Annotated in this window: 13 protein-coding genes; 6 read left to right on the top strand and 7 right to left on the bottom strand. The window is 70.5% G+C overall.

Annotated elements, in window-relative coordinates:
- Positions 1-90 precede the first annotated feature (90 nt).
- Positions 91-948, top strand: coding sequence for a dimethylarginine dimethylaminohydrolase family protein (locus ACVW00_RS19805; RefSeq protein ID WP_457112611.1), 858 nt, complete (start codon positions 91-93; stop codon positions 946-948).
- Here ACVW00_RS19805 and ACVW00_RS19800 read toward each other — a convergent pair.
- The gene (locus ACVW00_RS19800) at positions 941-1,894 is read right to left on the bottom strand and encodes an EamA family transporter (protein WP_457112610.1); all 954 of its coding nucleotides are present in this window, start codon (positions 1,892-1,894) and stop codon (positions 941-943) included. The two genes, ACVW00_RS19805 and ACVW00_RS19800, sit on opposite strands and share 8 nt — an antisense overlap.
- Before the next feature lie 23 nt (positions 1,895-1,917).
- Between ACVW00_RS19800 and hisC the strand changes: the two genes are divergently transcribed.
- From hisC to ACVW00_RS19775, 5 genes are all read left to right on the top strand, one after another.
- On the top strand, positions 1,918-3,009 hold the full coding sequence (gene hisC, locus ACVW00_RS19795) for a histidinol-phosphate transaminase (protein WP_457112609.1): 1,092 nt from the start codon (positions 1,918-1,920) through the stop codon (positions 3,007-3,009).
- Positions 3,010-3,310: 301 nt separating this feature from the next.
- Entirely contained in the window at positions 3,311-8,515 is a 5,205-nt protein-coding gene (locus ACVW00_RS19790) for an LPXTG cell wall anchor domain-containing protein (protein WP_457112608.1), read from the top strand.
- A 451-nt stretch (positions 8,516-8,966) separates the two neighbouring features.
- Complete coding sequence (locus tag ACVW00_RS19785) at positions 8,967-11,954, top strand: LPXTG cell wall anchor domain-containing protein (RefSeq protein WP_457112607.1); 2,988 nt, start codon at positions 8,967-8,969, stop codon at positions 11,952-11,954.
- A gap of 170 nt (positions 11,955-12,124) precedes the next feature.
- On the top strand, positions 12,125-12,565 hold the full coding sequence (locus ACVW00_RS19780; RefSeq protein WP_457112606.1) for an SRPBCC domain-containing protein: 441 nt from the start codon (positions 12,125-12,127) through the stop codon (positions 12,563-12,565).
- Positions 12,566-12,883: 318 nt separating this feature from the next.
- Positions 12,884-14,932, top strand: a complete 2,049-nt coding sequence (locus tag ACVW00_RS19775) for an LPXTG cell wall anchor domain-containing protein (RefSeq protein ID WP_457112605.1) — start codon at positions 12,884-12,886, stop codon at positions 14,930-14,932.
- A gap of 60 nt (positions 14,933-14,992) precedes the next feature.
- Here the strand turns inward: ACVW00_RS19775 and ACVW00_RS19770 are convergent, their stop codons facing one another.
- The 6 genes from ACVW00_RS19770 to ACVW00_RS19745 all read right to left on the bottom strand — a co-directional run bounded on the left by ACVW00_RS19770 (position 14,993) and on the right by ACVW00_RS19745 (position 20,573).
- On the bottom strand, positions 14,993-15,697 hold the full coding sequence (locus tag ACVW00_RS19770) for a cupredoxin domain-containing protein (RefSeq protein WP_457112604.1): 705 nt from the start codon (positions 15,695-15,697) through the stop codon (positions 14,993-14,995).
- Positions 15,698-15,792: 95 nt separating this feature from the next.
- Positions 15,793-16,755 carry a cupredoxin domain-containing protein gene (locus ACVW00_RS19765; protein WP_457112603.1) on the bottom strand — a complete coding sequence of 321 codons (963 nt, stop codon included), beginning with the start codon at positions 16,753-16,755 and terminating at the stop codon, positions 15,793-15,795.
- Between the two features lie 107 nt (positions 16,756-16,862).
- A complete protein-coding gene (locus ACVW00_RS19760) occupies positions 16,863-18,164 on the bottom strand; it encodes a copper resistance CopC/CopD family protein (RefSeq protein WP_457112602.1) in 1,302 nt (433 codons plus the stop codon).
- Complete coding sequence (locus ACVW00_RS19755; protein WP_457112601.1) at positions 18,161-18,739, bottom strand: hypothetical protein; 579 nt, start codon at positions 18,737-18,739, stop codon at positions 18,161-18,163. Before ACVW00_RS19755 ends, ACVW00_RS19760 begins: the two co-directional genes overlap by 4 nt.
- A gap of 296 nt (positions 18,740-19,035) precedes the next feature.
- Positions 19,036-20,028, bottom strand: a complete 993-nt coding sequence (locus tag ACVW00_RS19750; protein WP_457112600.1) for an EamA family transporter — start codon at positions 20,026-20,028, stop codon at positions 19,036-19,038.
- Positions 20,029-20,099: 71 nt separating this feature from the next.
- Positions 20,100-20,573, bottom strand: a complete 474-nt coding sequence (locus tag ACVW00_RS19745) for a hypothetical protein (protein WP_457112599.1) — start codon at positions 20,571-20,573, stop codon at positions 20,100-20,102.
- Between the last annotated feature and the right edge of the window lie 34 nt (positions 20,574-20,607).

Here is a 20,607-nt window from a genome sequence, read left to right as displayed (position 1 = left end):
GATTGTCCGACAAGGACTTGCATCCGCGCGCCACGAGCCGCACAATCTGAGATTGTCAGACAATCAGGCAATCGGCGCCGGGGAGGCGACATGGGCACGCAGCTGGACTGGGGACGGCACTACCTGATGGTGGAGCCTGGGCACTTCCGGGTCGACTACGCGATCAACCCGTTCATGGACCCGGCTGGGCAGCCGGACCCGGTCGCGAGCCGCGACCAGTGGGACGCCGTCGCTGCGGCGATCACCGCTGCCGGCGGCGCGGTCGACGCGCTCGAGCAGCGACCGGACGCACCGGACATGGTCTACGCGATGAACCTGGGCCTCGCGCTCGCCGGAGACGACGGGCGGCGACGCGTCGTGCTCTCCCACATGCGCCATCCCGAGCGCCGGATGGAGACGGAGTCCGCGGCGCGCTGGTTCGCCGACCGGGGTTACCTGCTGCACACCATCGGCAGCGACGGGGTGGGCGCGCACTTCGAGGCCGGCGACGCGTTCCAGTGGCGCGGCGAGCTCGTCGTGGGCTTCGGCCCCCGGTCGGAGAAGCTGGCCCTCAAGCACCTCGCCAACGAGCTCGACGTCGCGGTGCGCGGCGTCCGGATCACCCACCCGGGGATGTACCACCTCGATCTCGCCTTCTGCCCGCTCGACGCCACCCGGGCGATGGTCTGCCCGGCGGCGTTCGACGACGCGTCCGCGCGCAAGCTGCTCGCGCTCGTCCCCGAGCCGCTGGTGCTCACCGAGGCGGAGGCGATGACGTTCTGCGCCAACTCGATCGTGGTCGGCCGCACCGTGCTCATGCCCGCTTGCCCGGACCGGGTGCGCGCGCAGCTCGAGGCCTGGGACTTCGAGGTGGTCGTCGTCGGCGTCCCGGAGTTCCTCAAGGGCGGCGGCGCCGTCCGCTGCCTGACCAACCCCCTCGACATCAGGATGCCGACCGGGATCAGGTGAAGGTCGGGGGCTCCACCGCGAGGTGCGTACGCCGGGCCGACTGGGCGATCACGATGCCGGCGACCACCGCCAGGCAGCCGAGGATCGCGACCGGGCCGAGCGACTCGTGGAACCAGGCCCAGCCGAGCGCGGAGACGCCGATCGGCTCGAGCAGGGCGATCACGGTGACGGTCGTGGCGCGCACGAACGACAGCGCGATCAGCTCGGCGAAGAACGGCACCAGGGTGCCGAGCACGACCACCCAGCCCAGCACGACCCACAGCGGGGCGTTGACGTCGTCGAGGCTGCCGAGCAGCGAGACCCGGTGCGACAGTCGCGACGTGTCGAGGCCGGTGATCGGCGACGCCACGTTCAGCGCGACCGTCGCGATCCCGAAGGACCACACGATCACGCGCAGCGGGTCCAGCGCGCCCACGCCGGCCTCCCCGATCAGGAAGTAGCAGGCGAAGCAGACCGCGGCCGCGAGACCGGCGAGGACCCCGAGTCCGTCGAATTTGGCGCCCTTCCAGACCTCGGTCGCCGCGGCCAGGCCGCCGACCGCGAGCACCAGGCCGAACCACAGTCGCGGCCGGACCTGCTCGTGCTGGCCGAAGCGGGCCCAGAGCGCGACGAGCACGGGAGCCTGGTACTCCAGCAGGAGCGCCATCCCGACCGGCAGCCTGTCGATGGCGACGAAGTAGGTCCACTGCAGCGCGGCGACGCCGACCAGCCCGTGCACCACGAGCAGGACGAGCATCCGTCCAGGCGGCGGCCGGAGCGCCGACCTCCGGAACACTGCCGCCCCGGCGAGGAGCACCAGGAAGGTGCAGGTCACGCGGATCGTGGTGAGCATCGCGGGGTCGACGCCGGCGCGCAGCGCGACGCGGGAGACTCCCGCGTTGACCGTGAAGCAGGCGGCACCGAGTACCACCAGCCCGACCCCGAAAGCCGGACTGCGCGTGCTCACCGGGTCAGCCTAGGGTGGCGATCGTGAGCACACCCACTCCCCGTCCGCGGGCCACGGTCGCCACCATCCCGGCGTACGTGCCCGGCAAGCCGCCCGCCGCGCGCGAGGGCCTGCAGACCTACAAGCTCTCCTCCAACGAGAACCCGTACCCGCCGTTGCCGGGCGTGCTCCAGGCGGTCGCCGAGGCGGCCGCGCAGATGAACCGCTACCCGGACATGGGCAGCGTCCTCCTGTACGACGCCCTGGCAGCGAAGCTCGACGTCCCGACGAGCCGGATCGCCGCCGCCACCGGAAGCGTCGCAGTGCTGTACCACCTGCTGCAGGCCTACTGCGATCCCGGCGACGAGGTCGTCTACGCCTGGCGGTCGTTCGAGGCCTACCCGATCGCGGCCTCCGTCGTCGGCGCCGCCTCGGTGCAGGTGCCGCTGACGTCCGACGCGCGCCACGACCTCGAGGCGATCGCGGCGGCGGTCACCGAGCGGACCAAGGTGGTGCTCCTGTGCACGCCGAACAACCCGACCGGTCCGGCGCTCGGCGACGCCGAGGTCCGCGCGTTCGTCGACAAGCTTCCCTCTGAGGTGCTCGTGGTCGTCGACGAGGCCTACCGCGAGTTCGTCCGCCTCGACGGCCCGCTCGACGCGCTCGGCCTGGTGCGAGAGCGCGCCAACGTGGTGGTGATGCGCACCTTCGCGAAGGCCTACGGGCTGGCCGGGTTGCGCGTCGGCTACCTGGTCGGGTCGGACGAGGTGGCCGCCGCCGTACGGGCGTGCTCGTTGCCGTTCGGCGTCTCGTCGGTCGCCCAGGCGGCCGCGGTGGCGAGCCTCGCCGCCGAGGCGGAGCTCTTCGAGCGGGTCGACGCGCTGGTCGAGGAGCGCGCCCGGGTCGTGTCGGCGCTGCGGGCCTCTGGGTGGGACCTCCCCGATGCCCAGGGCAACTTCGTCTGGCTCGCCCTGGGCGAGCGCACCGCCGAGTTCGCCGCGGCGGCGGAGGAGGCCGGCATCATGGTGCGGCCGTTCGCCGGGGAGGGGGCGCGGGTGTCGGTCGGGGAGCCCGAGGCGAACGACAGGCTCGTCGCGGTGGCCGCGAGGTTCGGACCCGCACCACACCTGGGGTGACCAAGTAAAGCGGGAATGTCCTTTTCATACCGTTTCACGCTGATTTAGGCGTGTTCATTGGTACATGGCATGGCCCACCCGGTCTAGCCCGCAAGGTCCCCAACGGTCCCCAATTCGCGCTGTCGGTTGGCGTCGCAGGGGCCCGGGCCCTGTAGTGGGACAAGCGAATTCGCTTGGGGGCAAGGGAATTCGCGTCTTGACCGGCCCTTCCGCCGGTCGAGGGGGAATTCGACTGGGGCACGACTGTGGCGCGTACTGCGCCGCTCCGTGCCTGGTCTCGTCGCCAATGGGGGCACCACAGATGAACAAGCACTTGTCGACCGCCGGCCTGATCGGCTTCGGCCGGATCCGGTCCGTTCTCGCGTTCCGGCACCAGAGCCCGATCGCCCGGCTCGTGTCGGCGATCGCCGCGTTTGCGATCGCGATGCTGCTCGTGGGCGCGAACATCGTGCCGGCGCAGGCAGCGTCGCCGTGTCCGACCCCGGGCAACTTCGAGATCGACGGCGACATGGCACAGAACACCTGTACGCCGGCCGCTGACGACTGGAACACGCCGAGCCTCACCGTGGCCCAGACGACCCAGGGCGGCACCTACAAGACCGCGGGCAAGGACGACAGCGACCCCTCGGGCTGGCAGTCCTCGGGCAGCACCCCGGACAAGACCGACTTCGAGCGCGCCTACGCCACCAGCCGCGTGATCAACAACCACTACTTCGTCTACGTGGCCTGGGAGCGGACCAACACCACCGGCACCCAGGGCTACGCGATCGAGATCGACAACGCGGCCGCCAACACCGGCGCCGACGGCACCCCCCAGCCGAACCGTTCCCACGGCACCGCGGTGGTCTACATCTCCTCGCAGGGCTCGGCCGCTCCCGCCTTCGACGGCGCCTGCACGTTCACCTCGCAGTCGAACTACGGGCAGACCTGCACCAACTCCAACGCCAACGTGACGTTCGCGATCAACACCGCGACCATCGCCGACCCGCTGGCCGGCACCAACCAGCCGGCGGGCAGCTTCTTCGAGGTCGCCCTGGACGTGACCGGGCTGACCGGCATCACGCCGAGCTGCCCGGGTGCGGCGGCCAACAGCGTCTACCTGCGCTCGATCACCGGCCAGACCCACAACGGCAACCTCAAGGGCTACATGGCACCGCTGACCGTCGCCCCTGACTCGACCTGTGCGACCCCGACGATCACCACCCAGACCCAGACCAACCCCCAGATCGACGGCCTGGACGTCGTCGCGCCGGGAACGGCACAGCACGACGTCGCAACCGTCACCGGCACCCAGGCACACCCGGCCCCGACCGGCTCGGTGGCGTTCTGGTTGTGCGGCCCGACCGGCAGCCCGGCCGACTGCACCACCGGCGGAGTCTCCGGCGGCAGCAACCCGCTGATCCAGCACGCGAGCAACAGCACCGCCCAGTCCGACGACGTGTCCCCGACGGTTCCAGGCGTGTACTGCTGGCGGGCGGCTTTCACCCCCAACCCGGTGAACGACAACAACCCGTTCCTGGCCGCGACCGCGACGACCAAGACCAACGAGTGCTTCCGGGTGGCGCACGCGAGCCCCTCGATCGCGACGCAGATCGCGGTGACCGGCGCTCACTCACCAGGACTCGGCTTCACCACGCTCGGTGACTCGGCCCAGCTGTCCGGGTTCGTCGGCTCGGTGACGGGGACGGTGACCTTCGACCTCTACGGCCCGTACGCCGCCGGAGTGACCCCGACCTGCACCGGGGCCCCGGTGTTCTCGACCACCGGGTCGGTCGATGCGTCCGGGCACGCCACGACATCGTCGACGTTCCCGCCCACGGTCGCCGGCAAGTACGTCTGGGTCGCCTCCTACGGCGGTGACGCGATCAACGACCCGATCGCCGGCCACTGCTCGGACGCCAACGAGTCGGCGACGATCGTCGCCGCCCAGATCGACGTGACCAAGTCCGCCAACCCGGCGGGCTCGGTGAGCGCCGGAAGCACCATCGGCTTCGACATCACTGTCACCAACGGCGGCTCCGTCCCGGCCAAGGGTGTCCATGTGACGGACAACCTTCCGGCCGGCGCCGACGGCGTCTCCGGTGGCGACCTCGACTGGTCGCTGTCCCCGGCCTACACCGGCTGCGCGATCAGCGGCGCGGTCGGCAACGAGGTGCTGACCTGTGACTTCAGCCAGGTGGACGGTCCCGGCTCGCTCACGGCGATCCACATCACCGCCCCGACCACACCCGCCGACTGCGGGACGGTCAAGAACAAGGCGAGCGTCTCCACGACCAACGGCACCGGCGGTGACAGCGACTTCGCCAACGTCATCGTTCAGTGCGCAAGTCTGACCCTGACCAAGACCGCGGACGCGGCCTCGGTGAACGCGGGGTCGCAGATCGGGTTCACGGTCACGGCGTCGAACAGCGGCGCAGGTACGGCCACGGGGGTCGCGATCAGCGACCCGCTGCCGGCCGGTTCGGGTGTGGACTGGAGCGTGGAGTCGGGTGCGGGCAACTGCACGATCAGTGGTGCGGTGGGCAGCGAGACGCTGAACTGCACCGCGGTCACCCTGGCTCCGGGAGCGAGCGAGACGGTGCACGTGATCAGCGGCACCAGCTTCGCGAGCTGCGGGACCTACCCGAACGAGGCGAGCCTGACGGCGACCAACCACCCGTCCCTGAAGGCCAACGCGAGCACTGCGGTCAAGTGCCCGGCGGTGACGCTGACCAAGACTGCGGATGCGGCCTCGGTCAACGCGGGGTCGCAGATCGGGTTCACGGTCACGGCTACGAACAGTGGCGCAGCTGGCACCGGCACGGCCACGGGGGTCGCGATCAGCGACCCGCTCCCGTCGGGTTCGGGTGTGGACTGGAGCGTGGAGTCGGGTGCGGGCAACTGCACGATCAGTGGTGCGGTGGGCAGCGAGACGCTGAACTGCACCGCGGTCAGCCTGGCCCCGGGAGCGAGCGAGACGGTGCACGTGATCAGTGCGACGAGCTTCGCGAGCTGCGGGACCTACCCGAACGAGGCGAGCCTGACGGCGACCAACCACCCGTCCCTGAAGGCCAACGCGAGCACCGCGGTCAAGTGCCCGGCGGTGACCCTGACCAAGACAGCAGACGCGGCCTCGGTCAACGCCGGGTCGCAGATCGGGTTCACGGTCACGGCTACGAACAGTGGCGCAGCTGGCACCGGCACGGCGACGGGGGTCGCGATCAGCGACCCGCTGCCGGCCGGTTCGGGTGTGGACTGGAGCGTGGAGTCGGGTGCGGGCAACTGCACGATCAGTGGTGCGGTGGGCAGCGAGACGCTGAACTGCACCGCGGTCACCCTGGCTCCGGGGGTCAGTGAGACGGTGCACGTGGTCAGCGGCACGAGCTTCGCGAGCTGCGGGACCTACCCGAACGAGGCGAGCCTCACGGCGACCAACCACCCGTCCCTGAAGGCCAACGCGAGCACCGCGGTCAACTGCCCGGACGTGACCCTGACCAAGACAGCGGACGCGGCCTCGGTCAACGCCGGGTCGCAGATCGGGTTCACGGTCACGGCTACGAACAGCGGCGCAGGTACGGCCACGGGGGTCGCGATCAGCGACCCGCTGCCGTCGGGTTCGGGTGTGGACTGGAGCGTGGAGTCGGGTGCGGGCAACTGCACGATCAGTGGTGCGGTGGGCAGCGAGACGCTGAACTGCACCGCGGTCAGCCTGGCTTCGGGGGTCAGTGAGACGGTGCACGTGATCAGCGGCACCAGCTCGGCCAGCTGCAAGTCCTACCCGAACGAGGCGAGCCTCACGGCGACCAACCACCCGTCCCTGAAGGCCAACGCGAGCACCGCGGTCAACTGCCCGGGGCTCAACCTCACCAAGACCGCGGATGCGGCCTCGGTGAACGCGGGCCAGCAGATCGGGTTCACGGTCACGGCGAGCAACAGCAACGACCCGGGAACGGGTACGGCGACGGGGGTCGCGATCAGCGACCCGCTGCCGTCGGGTTCGGGTGTCGACTGGAGCGTGGAGTCGGGTGCGGGCAACTGCACGATCAGTGGTGCGGTGGGCAGCGAGACGCTGAACTGCACCGCGGTCAGCCTGGCCCCGGGAGCGAGCGAGACGGTGCACGTGATCAGTGCGACGAGCTTCGCGAGCTGCGGGACCTACCCGAACGAGGCGAGCCTGACGGCGACCAACAGCCCGTCGCTGAAGGCGAGCGCGAGCACCACGGTCAAGTGCCCGGACGTGACCCTGACGAAGACTGCGGACGACACCTCGGTCAGCGCCGGATCGCAGATCGGCTTCACGATCACCGCCACCAACAGTGGAGCGGTGGGCACCGGTGACGCCACCGGACTCGTCATCGACGACCTGCTGCCCGCCGGTTCGGGTGTGAACTGGAGCGTCGACACTGGTCCGGGGACCTGCACGATCGACGGCAGCCCGGCGAGCCAGACCCTGCACTGCACCGGGGTGACGCTCGCGCCTGGAGTCAGCGAGTCGGTGCACGTGGTCAGCGGCACGAGCTTCGTCAGCTGCCAGGCGTACCCGAACACCGCTCACCTGACGGCGAGCAACCACCCGTCACTGACGGCCAACGCGACGACCACCGTGCTGTGCCCGGACGTGAGCCTGACGAAGACCGCGGACGCGGCTTCGGTCAGCGCCGGGTCGCAGATCGGGTTCACCGTGACCGCCAGCAACAGTGACGCGGAGAACGTCGGAGACGCCAAGGGTGTCGTCATCGACGACCCGCTGCCCGGCGGCGCGGGTGTGGACTGGAGCATCGAGTCGGGACCGCAGAACTGCTCGATCCAGGGCAGCCCGTCGAACGAGACGCTGCACTGCACGGCCGTCGACCTGGCGCCTGGAGTCAGCGAGTCGGTGCACGTGGTCAGCGGCACGAGCTCGGCCAGTTGCCAGGCGTACCCGAACGAGGCGAGCCTGACGGCGACCAACCACCCGCCCCTGACGGCCAGCGCGACCACCACGGTCCTGTGCCCGGACGTGAGCTTCACCAAGACCGCGGACGCGGCCCTGGTGACCGCCGGTCAGCAGATCGGGTTCACCGTGACAGCCGCCAACGGCAGCGCGGCGGGCACCGGGACGGCGACCGGAGTGGTCATCAACGACCCGCTCCCGGGCGGCGCGGGTGTGGACTGGAGCATCGCTTCGGGACCGGAGAACTGCTCGATCCAGGGCAGCCCGTCGAACGAGACGCTGCACTGCACCGCCGTCGACCTGGCCCCGGGTGCCAGCGAGTCGGTCCACGTGGTCAGCGGGACGAGCACCGCCAGCTGCGCGGTGTACCCGAACACCGCGAGTCTGACGGTGGGCAACGCTGCCGGTCTCACTGCGAGCGCGAGCACGCAGGTGAGCTGCCCGATCGTGTCGCCGCCGAAGCAGCAGCCGCACCCGCACGTGCTGCCGAACACCGGCGGACCCAACGGATGGGTGTTCGCCGGAGGGCTTGCGCTCCTGGTCGCTGGTGGATCGCTGGTCCTCACGGACACGCGCCGCAGGCGTCGGAGCTAGCCCTCAGACGCTGACGGCCGGCGCGCGCATCATGCCCTCGCGCGCGCCGGCATCCGTCAGCGCACCTGGCCTCCGGCTGACGCGTGCCCGGACCGTTTCGGCGGCTCCCGGGCACGTGTCCTTCCGGGGCGTCGTCACCGCCACGAACGATGAGCACAAAGGGTCACGGCGGCGCTACCGACGCCTGTCCAGTTCGGCAGGGTTCACGTCGGTTGGTCCGGATTGACTGGCACAGATCCGGGGACCCATGGTCTAGCCCGGGGGTCCCCACTCTCGGCCACTTCCTTGCCGGTCTGGGGCTTGAAGTCCTGTAGTGGCTCTAGCGAATTCCCTTGGGGGCAAGGGGATCCGTCGCTTGGCCAGTCCTTCCGCTGGTCGAGGGGGAATCCGACTCGGGCCTGGTTCCAGGTGACGCCAAGTCGCCTGTGCCGCGCCCGACGACCGTCGCCAAATGGGGGCAACACAGATGAACAAGCACTCCTCGTCCGCGGGACCGACCGGCTTCGGCTGGGTACGGTCCCTTCTCGCGTTCCGGCACCAGAGCCCGCTGGGTCGCCTGGTCTCGATCATCGCCGCGTTCGCGGCGGCTTTGCTGCTCGTGGGCGCGAACGTGGTGCCGGCGCAGGCGGCCCCGGTGCCCTGTCCGGTCCCGGGCAGCTTCGAGATCGACGGCGACATGACCGAGCAGACGTGCAACCCGGGCGCGGACGACTGGAACACGCCGAGTCTCACGGTGGCCCAGACGACCCAGGGCGGCACGTACAAGACGGCCGGCAAGGACGACAGCGACCCCTCTGCCTGGGAGTCCTCGGGCAGCACCCCGGACAAGACCGACTTCGAGCGGGCCTACGCGACCAGCCGGGTCGTGAACGGGCACTACTTCGTCTACGTGGCCTGGGAGCGGACCAACACCACCGGCACCCAGGGCTACGCGATCGAGATCGACAACTCGGCCGCCAACACCGGCGCCGACGGCACCCCCCAGCCGAACCGTTCCCACGGCACCGCGGTGGTCTACATCTCCTCCCAAGGCTCGGCCGCTCCTGCCTTCGACGGGGCCTGCACGTTCACCTCGCAGTCCGACTACGGGCAGACCTGCACCAACTCCAACGCCAACGTGACGTTCGCGATCAACACCGCGACCATCGCCGACCCGCTGGCCGGCACCAACCAGCCGGCGGGCAGCTTCTTCGAGGTCGCCCTGGACGTGACCGGGCTGACCGGCATCACGCCGAGCTGCCCGGGTGCGGCGGCCAACAGCGTCTACCTGCGCTCGATCACCGGCCAGACCCACAACGGCAACCTCAAGGGCTACATGGCACCGCTGACCGTCGCCCCTGACTCGACCTGTGCGACCCCGACGATCACCACCCAGACCCAGACCAACCCCCAGATCGACGGCCTGGACGTGGTCGCGCCGGGAACGGCACAGCACGACGTCGCGACCGTCACCGGGACCCAGGCACACCCGGCGCCGACCGGCTCGGTGGCGTTCTGGTTGTGCGGCCCGACCGGCAGCCCGGCCGACTGCACCACCGGCGGAGTCTCGGGCGGCAGCAACCCGCTTACTCAGCACGCGAGCAACAGCACCGCCCAGTCCGACGACCTCTCCCCGACGGTTCCAGGCGTGTACTGCTGGCGGGCGGCTTTCACTCCGTCCCCGGTGAACAGCGACAACCCGTTCCTGGCGGCGACGGCGACAACCCACGCGAACGAGTGCTTCGAGGTGGCGTACGCCCACCCGAGCATCTCCACGATCAGCTCGGCGAACACCGCATCTGGTGCTGCAACGGGCAGCGTCGGGTTCACGACGCTCGGCGACACCGCGACCCTGTCGGGCGTGGTGCCCGGAGCAGACCTCAGCAGCGAGCACGTCACGTTCACGCTGTACGGCCCGGGCGGCAGTGCGCCGGCTGATGCCAGCGGCTGCCTCGCCCTGACGGCGGTCTCCGGACCCGACGACGTGGCACTGACCCAGGTCAACGCAACGACCTGGCATGCATCGGCACCGTCCTACGAGCCGACCGCGGCCGACGGACCCGGCTTCTACACGTGGGTCGCCAGCTACGGCGGCGACACGATCAACCACTCGGTCGCCGGTGCCTGCAACGACGCCAACGAGACCCAGGAGCTCGTCGGGCCGGAGCTGACCCTGGACAAGGGCACCCCGCACTCGACGATCAACGCGGGCGAGAACGCCGTGTACGACATCAACCTCGCGAACATCGGCGCGGGCACCGCCTCGGGCGTGGTCGTCACCGACGTCCTGCCGATCCTGGCAGGTGGCGGCACGTGGTCGCTGGACGGCACGAGCGGCTACGACTGCTCGATCGCTGCCGGCACCGGTGGCAACGCCGGCCACCAGGTCGTCACCTGCGATGTCGGTGACCTGGACCCGGCGGCGTCGGTCCAGATCGCGGAGGTCACCGCCACGACCACGGCGGACGACTGCGGGGTGATCAACAACCAGGCGTCGATCGCGGCCGACCCGGAGTTCACCGACTCCACGGCCCTGATCCCGATCAACGTCCAGTGCCCGGGCCTCAACCTGACGAAGACTGCGGACCACGAGACAGTCGATGCCGGGTCGCCGATCGGGTTCACGATCACGGCCTCGAACACCGGAGCAGGTACGGCGACCGGAGCCCTGGTCCACGACGTCCTGCCGACAGGAGTCAGCTGGAGCATCGACTCGGACAACGACGAGCTCTCGTGCCTGATCACGGCCGGGGTCCTGGACTGCACGGGCGAGCTGCCTGCCGGCGGAACGCCGGAGATCGTGCACATCACGGCTCCGACCACGTTCGCCGACTGCGGCATCTACAACAACCACGTGACGCTCACAGCGACGAACTCGTCCCAGACGCCGTTCGCCGACGCGAGCACGACCGTGCTGTGCTCACACCTGACGCTCACCAAGACCGCGGACGCGGCCACGGTGTTCGCAGGTGGGCAGATCGGGTTCACGGTCACCGCGTCCAACCTTGCCGGTGAAGGTGTCGGCACGGCACACGGCGTCGTGATCAACGACCCGCTGCCCGGTGGCGCCGGTGTCGACTGGTCGATCGCCCCTGGCGGGCCGTCGAACTGTGCGATCCAGGGTTCGCCGTCGAGCGAGACGCTGCACTGCACCGGGGTCGACCTGGCGCCGGGCGCGAGCGAGGCCGTGCACGTGATCAGCGGGACGACCTCGGCGAGCTGCCAGGCCTACCCCAACGTCGCGACCCTGACGTCGGGCAACGCGCCGACACTCACGGCGAACGCCACTGCGACGGTGACGAACTGCATCATCGTCTCCCCGCCGGTCCAGCAGCCCCACCCGCACGTGCTGCCGAACACCGGTGGTCCGAACGGATGGCTGTTCGCAGGCGGTCTGGCTCTTCTCCTCAGTGGTGGAACGCTGGTCCTGAGCGACCAGCGCCGCAGGCGCCGGAGCTGAGCCCCCAGACGCTGGACTGCCGTCGTGCACAAACCCCCTCGTGCACGGCGGCGGCAGGTCCAGTGCACGGCTCCGGAACGGCTCGGGCCCGGGTGACCGCTCAGCGGTCCACCCGGGCCCGGGTCACCGGGAGCCGGTTTCGCAGCCAGTGACGCGGGTACGGGCGGCCCATGAGTGGACAGACCGTCACCGCCACCGTCGAGATCAGCGCATCACCGGGCCAGGTGTGGCACGCGATGACCGACCCCGACCTCATCAGCGAGTACTTCTTCGGCACCAGGGTGGAGACGACCTGGGAGCCCGGCAGCCCGATCACCTGGACCGGCGAGTACGACGGCCGCAGCTACCAGGACAAGGGTGAGGTCCTCGAGGTCGAGCCCGAGGAGCGCCTCGTCGTGACCCACTTCAGCCCCATGTCGGGCCAGGACGACGTACCGGAGAACTACCACCGGCTCACGTACGACGTGGCGAACACCGGCGACTCGACGACCGTGACCCTCGCGCAGGACAACACGCCGCCCGAGTCCGTCGAGGAGTTCACGGCCAACTGGCAGACGATGCTGAACAACCTCAAGGAGCTCGTCGAGAGCGGCCGTCACGGCATGGAGTGACGCCGCGCCGGCCGTTGCCAGACCCGGGACCAACGGTCCCGACCGCCCGACGATCGGGCGAACCTCGTCGCTGAACGTATGAAAGCCTGACCGCACCAGGTCGTATGTCTAGGCCGATCGCGTCCATGTCGACTCGACCTTTGCGTCCTCCGACGTCGTCTGCGTCTACTGGCTGACGAGGCGAATTCCCTTGTGGGAGGGGGAATTCGCGGGGAACTCGACCATCGGTCGATGGTCGGGAGGGACTGGCACACGGTTCACCCGGGCGCGCATCGGCGCGCCCGGGTGCTGCGCCGTGCCGTGATTGGGAGCGACAACATGAACGACCATCTCGGCACCCTGCGTGCCGCACTCCGGCGCCGACGTGAGCGTCTGGCCGTCAAGAGGCTGCTGATGTCGGTGCTCGCCGTGGGTCTGGTGGCCCTCGGGCTGCCGCTGCTGGCGATCAGCCCTGCGTCGGCCCACACGCCGTCGGTCAGCGCTGGCTGCGGGGGCATCACCGTCTCCGGCTCGGCCTACGAGGCGCAGAACGTGAACACCCTCGGCATCCAGCTGGACGGGGGCGTCTGGACGACCAAGACGTTCGGAACCAGCGGCACGCTGACGGTGCAGGTGCCCCAGAACGACGGGCTCGTGCACACCTGGAAGGCCTACGTGCACACGAACAACCCGAACCAGGCGTACTCGCACGACTACCCCGAGCCCGGCCAGCCGACCACGATCGGCCCGTGCGGCACGAAGCACGTGACCGCGCTCGCGTGGGACAAGACCCCGCCGACGTGCGCCGCCGACGGTGCGCTGGTCCCGGTCACCGAGCCCGAGGGGATCGCCGTGACCAGGAGCCCTTCGTCGGGAACCGGTCCGGCCACCTACACGATCACGTTCACGGCCAAGACAGGCTTCGCCAACGACGGGCCGGCGAACCAGACGATCACGGTGCTACCCAAGCTGACCGGTGACCAGTGCGCGACCGTCGTTCAGCCGGTCGCTCCGGCGATCACGAACCCGGCCTGCACGGGCCCGGGGACCGGCAACGCGGGCTCGTTCACCCTGCCGGCCAACGGCAACGGCATCAGCTACTCGGGGGTCGGCAACGTCGTCACCGCGACGGCCGACGGGACGCACAAGTTCGTCTCGTTGCCTTCGGGCTGGGCGTTCGTCGATGCCCACCACGCGACGTACACGGTGACCTACTCCTCGCCGACGGGGTATCCCGAGTGCCTCTCCGAGCTGCCGACGCCGGTGCCACCCGTGGCCGCCGCGCCGACCTGTGACACCGATGGCGACCTCGTCGTCGGCACGACGGCGCACGTCGTCACGGCCGTCGACGGGACCGTCGTCACCGAGGACACCCACTACGGTGCCGGCAGCCACGTGCTGACCTACACCGCGGCCGCCGGCTACACCTTCGCTGGTGGCACGCTCAAGACCTTCGGCGTGAAGGTCGCGTCCAAGACGCTCGACTGCCCGACGACACCGGTGGCCCCCGTGGTCACGCAGTCGGTGTGCGACGGTCCCGGGACGCACACGGTGCCGGTCGTCACGACCGGTGAGCCCGGTGACCACATCGGCTACGCCTACGACGGCGTCAACCAAGTCGTCACGGCGACGCCCGATCCCGGGTTCGCGCTGGCGAACCTTCCGACGGGCTGGGTGCAGCACGAGGACGGTACGGCGACGTACGTCGTCACGCTCTCGGACCCCGGTGCGTGCCTGGTGCCGGTCGAGGTCCCGACACCCCCGGTCGCCTCCGCACCGACCTGCAACCTCGACGGCGCCCTCACGGTGGCCCCGACCGACCACGTGGTCACGACGGTCGACGACCAGGTCGTGTCCGAGGAGACCAGCTTCGGACCGGGCGAGCACACGATCGGCTACGCCCCGGCGGAGGGCTACACGTTCGCCGGTGAGCCCCAGACCTCCTTCGGCCGGACCGTGCTGCCGAAGACGGACGACTGCCCGGCCGGGGTGGTCAGCCCCACGGTCACGCAGTCGGTCTGCACCGGGCCGGGCACGCACAGTGCGCCCGTGGTCACGGTCGGGGACGTCGAGGGCGACCACGTGTCGTACGTGTACGACGCGACCGGTCACCTCGTGACCGCCACAGCCGACGCCGGGTTCGCCCTGTCCGGACTGCCCGCAGGCTGGGTGCTCCACGAGGGTGGCACCGCGACGTACGCGGTCGTCCTCACGGATCCGGGAACCTGCGCGGTGACCGTGGTCCTGCCGCCGACCAAGCCGGCGTCGTCCCCGCATCCCTCCGTCCTGCCGAACACGGGGGCTCCCGGGAGCCTTGCGTTCGTCGCCGGAGGCGGACTGCTGCTCATCGTGGCAGGAGGTCTGCTCCTCAGGCGGCGCGCCGCGTAGCTCGAGCCACGCAGCGACGCCGTCCGTGACCTCGGGATCACGGACGGCGTCGTCGCTCGCTCAGTCCTCGGTCGGCCCTGTCGCTGCCTCCGGCCGTGCGACCGGCCGCGAGGTCATCAGCAGCAGGCAGAAGACCATCACCGCGGTCGAGGCCCCGGCGACCAGGAGGAGTGGGTTCAGCGTCGCGGTGCTCGCCGGCGTCGTGGTCAGCTGCTCGCTCGCGGCGGGCGCCGCTACCTCGGCGACCGGTGGTGCCGCGGCGGCTGCCTTCGGCGCCTTGGGCGTGGCGGTGTGCGTCGCCGCGGTGCCCGCTGCGGTCGTCGTCGCCTTCGGCGTTGCCGGCCCGGCCTTGGTGACCGCGGTCGGCTTCGGTGTCGCAGCCGCCTTCGCCTTCACCGTGACGGAGGCACGCATGTCGGGATGGACGCTGCAGATGTAGCTGTAGGCCCCGGCGACAGAGAAGGTGAAGCTCCAGCTCTGCCCCTGGGCGAGCATCGGCGAGTGGAAGGTGGCCGGCCCCGAGGTGACCGTGACGTCGTGCTGCACGCTGTCGTGGTTGGTCCACGTGACGGTGTCGCCCTGGTCGAGGGTCAGCGCCGAGGGTGAGTAGGCGTACTGCGCGATCATCACGGCATGGTTGCTCGCGGCTGCCGGCGATCCGAGGGCGACGACGGCGGCGAACGCCGCGACGAGGAGCGCGAGCGCGGTGGCGGCTCCGGGCGCGAGACGGACCGGAAACGGCGGCTTGGGTGAGATCGATGCCATGAGTTGGCCTCCGGGGAGCAGGGTTCGGGCGATACTGGTGAGCGGTGCGGTGGTCCGGCCGACTGCGAATCGGCCGGACCGCCGCACCTCTGTGTTCAGCAGGAGGTGACGCCGCCTCCCACCAGCGGCTTGACCATGTTCTCGATCATCACCGTGTGCGTCTTGACGTACTGGTCGAGCGCAAGTGCCTGCGACACCTGCTCGGTCGGCGAGGTCTCCAGGTGTGCGGCGTACACGTGCTGGAGGAACACGTCGACCGCGCTCTGCGCTCCGCCGACCAGTGGCGCCAGCATGTTCTCGATCAGCACGGTGTGGGTCTTCGCGTACTGGTCGATGCTGAGCGCGTCGGTGACCTGCTGCAGCAGGGACGGCTGCAGGTGCGCGGCGTAGAAGTGCTGCAGGAACACGTCCACGGCCGACTCGAGCCCACCGCAGGCGCTCGGCATCGGCATCGGCGGGTCGGTCGGGGTCGGCGTCGGCGTCGGGGTCGGAGTAGTGCTCGTCCCGCTGACCACGACCTTCGCCACCATGTCCGGGTGCACCGCGCAGTAGTAGCTGTAGGTGCCGGCCGTGGTGAAGGTGTAGCTGAAGGTCTGACCCTTGGCCAGGTTGGCCGAGGCGAACTTCACCGGTCCGCTGGTGACCGTCACGGTGTGCGGCGCGGTGTCCATGTTGGTCCACGTCACCGTGTCGCCGACCTCGACGTTCAGCTCGGCCGGCGAGAAGGCGTAGTTCATGATCGCGACCGTCTTGGTGGTGCCGGTCGTCATCGCCCCGGCCAGTGCGCTGCTCGACCTCGTCTTCGTCGACGTGGTCGACACCTTGCGTGCCGGCGCCTTTGCCGGCGCCTGCGCTGCGGTGGTCGCTGCAGACCTCTGCGCCGCGGCTGCGTGCGCCGCCGTGGCCCGGAGCGCCGTGGTGTCCGCGGGCCCGGTCTTGGCGGCCGCGACCAGCGACAGCACGGTCGAGAGCAGCGCGACCACCGCCAGGGCGCCCAGCCAGGTCCTCCCCGGTGCCGGTCGGCCCGGGATGATGCGTTTCCTCAACAGTGAGCTCATCGAGCCACTCCTTCTCTTGGTGGGGTTCACCCGGAGCTCGGCCGCCTGCGAATCGGCCGTCTCCCCGGGCGTCTTGGTGGGAACTTGTCGGGTCATGGGCGCGCCGGTCATGCGCCCGGGCTCGAGGTGACGAGCACGCTCGCGGCGGAGAGCACCGCCAGGACCAGGGCCGTCTCGGCGGCCACGGACACCGCGAACGAGCGGACCGCCGTACGCCGATGGGCCGCGACCGCCTCGGCCAGCGACGTCTGCACCCAGCGCTTGCTCTTCATCGCGGCGAGCATCACCAGCGAGAACAGCGAGAGCTTGAGCACCAGGACGTGGGCGTAGTGCGTCGCCCAGAAGCCGTCGATGCCGCGGCTGATGTCCCACAGGAGCAGCAGCCCGGAGGACACGATCATCAGCACCGAGATCTGGGCGACCCGCGAGAACTTCGGCACGACCGCCTCGATCTCGTCGAGCTCGCCGCGCGGGAGCAGGCAGACCGACAGCATCACCAGGCCGCCCACCCAGGCGCTGACAGCGGTCAGGTGCAGGAAGTCGGCGGCGATGCCGAGCACCCGGCCGTTGCCCTGCGTGGCGTGGGCGTTCATCCCCGCGATGCGGACGAGCCCTGCGGACACCAGCACCGCACTGATCCGCCAGGCGATGCCCCGGACAGCCGCCCGGTCGAGCTGGAGCACCGCAGCGACGACGACGGCGGCGAACAGCCAGACCAGGACCATCGAGGTCGCGGCGCGCCCGTAGTCGGTCGCCAGGGTGTCCGCGACCGCTTGGTCGGCGCCTCTCCAGAGGACCACGCCGACCCCTCCGGCCGAGGCGAGCAGCCCGGTGACCACGGTGCCGCCGAGGACGGTCCGGACGCGACGCGTGACCGCACCTTCGGGCCAGAGCAGCGCGAGGAAGAGCAGTCCGCCGACCAGGAGCGCCATGGCCAGGTAGCCGGCGATCTTCGAGGTCAGCTCGAGTGGCCGGAGCAAGCGCGGCCGCGCATCGGCCGGCGCGACCGTCTCGGCGGACTCGCTCGCGGAGGCGGCGGACTCCTCGACGTGCCAGCGCAGCGATCCGCCGCTGCGGTGGCCGTCGTGGGAGTCCACGACCGTCCAGGTGACCAGCAGCGTCCTCGCGGGCTTGAGCGACCCGAGGTCGAAGGTCACCGCGTTGGGGTCGCCCGGGACCGGGGAGACCGGCAGCTTGCTGCCGCCGACCTCGATGGTCAGGTCGGAGGGCACCAGCGTCTCCTCGAACTGCATCCGGCCCTGGTCGGGCAGGTGGGCGAACGTGGTGCCGTCGGCCGGGGTGGCCTTGACCAGCTCGTTGTGGGCCGCGGCCGGCCCGGCGAGCAGGGTCAGTGGCACGACGACGACCGCGATCCCGAGGAGTGTCGCCCTCCGCGCGAGCCGGGTCATGGCGTCGTGCCCGTGGTGGTGGTGCGTGCGGCCGCCGCCTCGCACGGCGTACCGAGGACCCCCGCGGCCAGGTCGGAGGTCGGCCCAGAGGCGAGCCCGGACGTGAGCCCAGACGTGAGTCCGGAGGTCAGGCCGGAGAGCAGCGTCGAGACCTGGGAGGTCAGGCCCGAGACGACCGGGATGCTGCCCAGCAGCGACGTGATCAGGTCCGGTGAGCAGGTCGGATCAGCCGGGGGCGTCTCGGCGGCGGGCTCAGGGGCGGGAGGCTCGCTCGGCGCGGGTGTGGGCATCACCATCGGCACGGTCGCCGTCGGTGCCGACGGCGCTGCGGGCCTCGCTGCCGGCGCGGTCACGGCGACCGGCGGGTCGGCCGCGACCACAGGGGCCGGCGCTGGTGTCAGCGGGGCTGCCGCGGCCGGCGGTGCTGCCTGGTCGGGCATCGAGGCGGTGACCTCGCTCGCCGGCTTCACACCGATGCCCGAGGCGTAGCCGAGCACGACGAGGACGGCTCCGGCGATGGCGGCAGTGATCGCCGCGTCGCGTGGTTCGATCGTGCGTGCAGTTGCTGACGCCATGTGCCGTACCCCTTTTGTGTTGCCGGCCACCGGACGGACCGCCTCGTTGAGGTGCGGCCGGTGACCGAGGGAGCCGCTGTGCTGCGGCCCACTCGTGTCGGGGATCCCCGCCGGGGAGGGTGTCGGCGGTTCCCGGGCGTCGCTCGTACGCCGTCCGGGGAGATCCCACTGGTTGAACCTTGGACAACGAAGGTCCGCGCGCCGTTTCCGGACGATGAACTGACGGGAACGAACACCGCACACCCGACGCGAGCAGCAGGTGAGAACCGACCCCCTCGCCGCTCCTGCGCCGCTACTCAGGGTGCGGCTGGGGCTCCTGGGACGGCATCGGCGCCTGCGGCAGGCGCGGGTGCGGGTCGACGCACCCGCTCCGCGGAGATGACGATCGCGACCGCGGCCACGATCACTGCCCCGCCGACGAGCACCGCGCTGGTGATCGGCTCGTCGAGGATCAGTGCCCCGAGCGCGACCGCGACCACGGGGTTCACGTATGCGTACGTCGCGACCAGGGAGATCGGCGCGTTGGCGAGCAGCCAGACGTACGCCGAGAACGCGACCATCGAGCCGAACACCACCAGGTAGCCCCAGGCGAGGTACGTGTTCGCGGAGTACGACGACAGGTCGAGCCGCTCGCCGCTCAGGGCGCCGACGACGAGCATGATCGCCCCGCCGGTCCACATCTCGTGGACGGTCATCACGAAGGCGTCGTCGGGCAGGGTGAGGTGCGGCTGGACCCACGACCCGAATGCCCAGCAGGTGCTGGCGAACAGCACGAGCAGGGCGGCGCCGATGGGCACCCGGTCGTCACCGCCGGCGTGCCGGCCGACCAGCACGAGGTAGGCCAGGCCGACGAAGCCGAGCAGCAGGCCGACCACGCTCATCGCCTTGGGGCGGTCGCCGGACGCGAACCGGAAGATCGCGATCATCAGCGGCGCGCTGGCGATCAGCAGCGCGGTGACGCCTGACGGTGCGCCCTTGTTCTCGCCGACCGAGACCAGCCCGTTGCCGAGCACAGGGAGCAGGAGGCCCACCGTCGCGCACCCGAGGAGCTCCTGCCGCGTCACGCGAAGCCGCGCGATCCCGCTCCTGAGGGCGAGGACCGCCGCCAGCAGGATCCCGGCGGCGAAGAACCGGGAGCCCATCCCGAGGAACGGCGGCGCCTGCTTCACCACGACGCGGATGCCGAGGTACGTCGAGCCCCAGACGATGTAGACGACCAGCAGTGCGACGACCACCAGCCCCACGGCCGCCGGCGCCTTCGAGGGGGCGGCGGGAGTGGCGGTGGTCACCCCGCCATCCTCCGGCAGGCGGTCCGCGCGGCGCACCCTGTTTTCAGGCCGCTGCAGCGGCTTCGGCAGACCTACTTCTTGACCGCCGAGGCGAGCCTGGTCAGGCACGCCTCGAGATCGGCAGCGTCGTGGTCGGGGATGCCGAAGCGGGCGACGTTCTCGGGGGACGTCTGAGACCAGTCGTAGGTGAGCGCGACCTCGGTGCGCTTCTTGCGGTCCTCGATCGGGGTGAGCTCGAAGCGCCATGACCAGCCACCCGGGTCGCCGTCGACGGGCACCACCCGCCAGCCGATCAGCCGGTTGTGCTTGAAGGCGTCGACCTGGTGCTCGGTGAGGTACTTCATCGGCTCTGCACCACCCAGGGACACCCGGTTCATCCGGAACACCTGGCCCTCTGCGGTCACCGGTGAGGCGTTGTCGTCGGAGATCACCGTGCCGGTCGGGTCGATCTCCGGCAGGCGGTAGGGCGTGGCCAGCAGGTCGAAGATCCGGCCGGGCTTCGCGGGCACCACGAGAGTCACCCGCGTCTGGGTGGCGACGGTCATGGCGCGAGTCTTGCACCGTCGCCGTACCACCGCA

This window comes from Marmoricola sp. URHA0025 HA25 (assembly GCF_054059435.1).
Note: the sequence above shows the minus strand (reverse complement) of the source record. Positions and strands in the feature narration are given on the sequence as shown.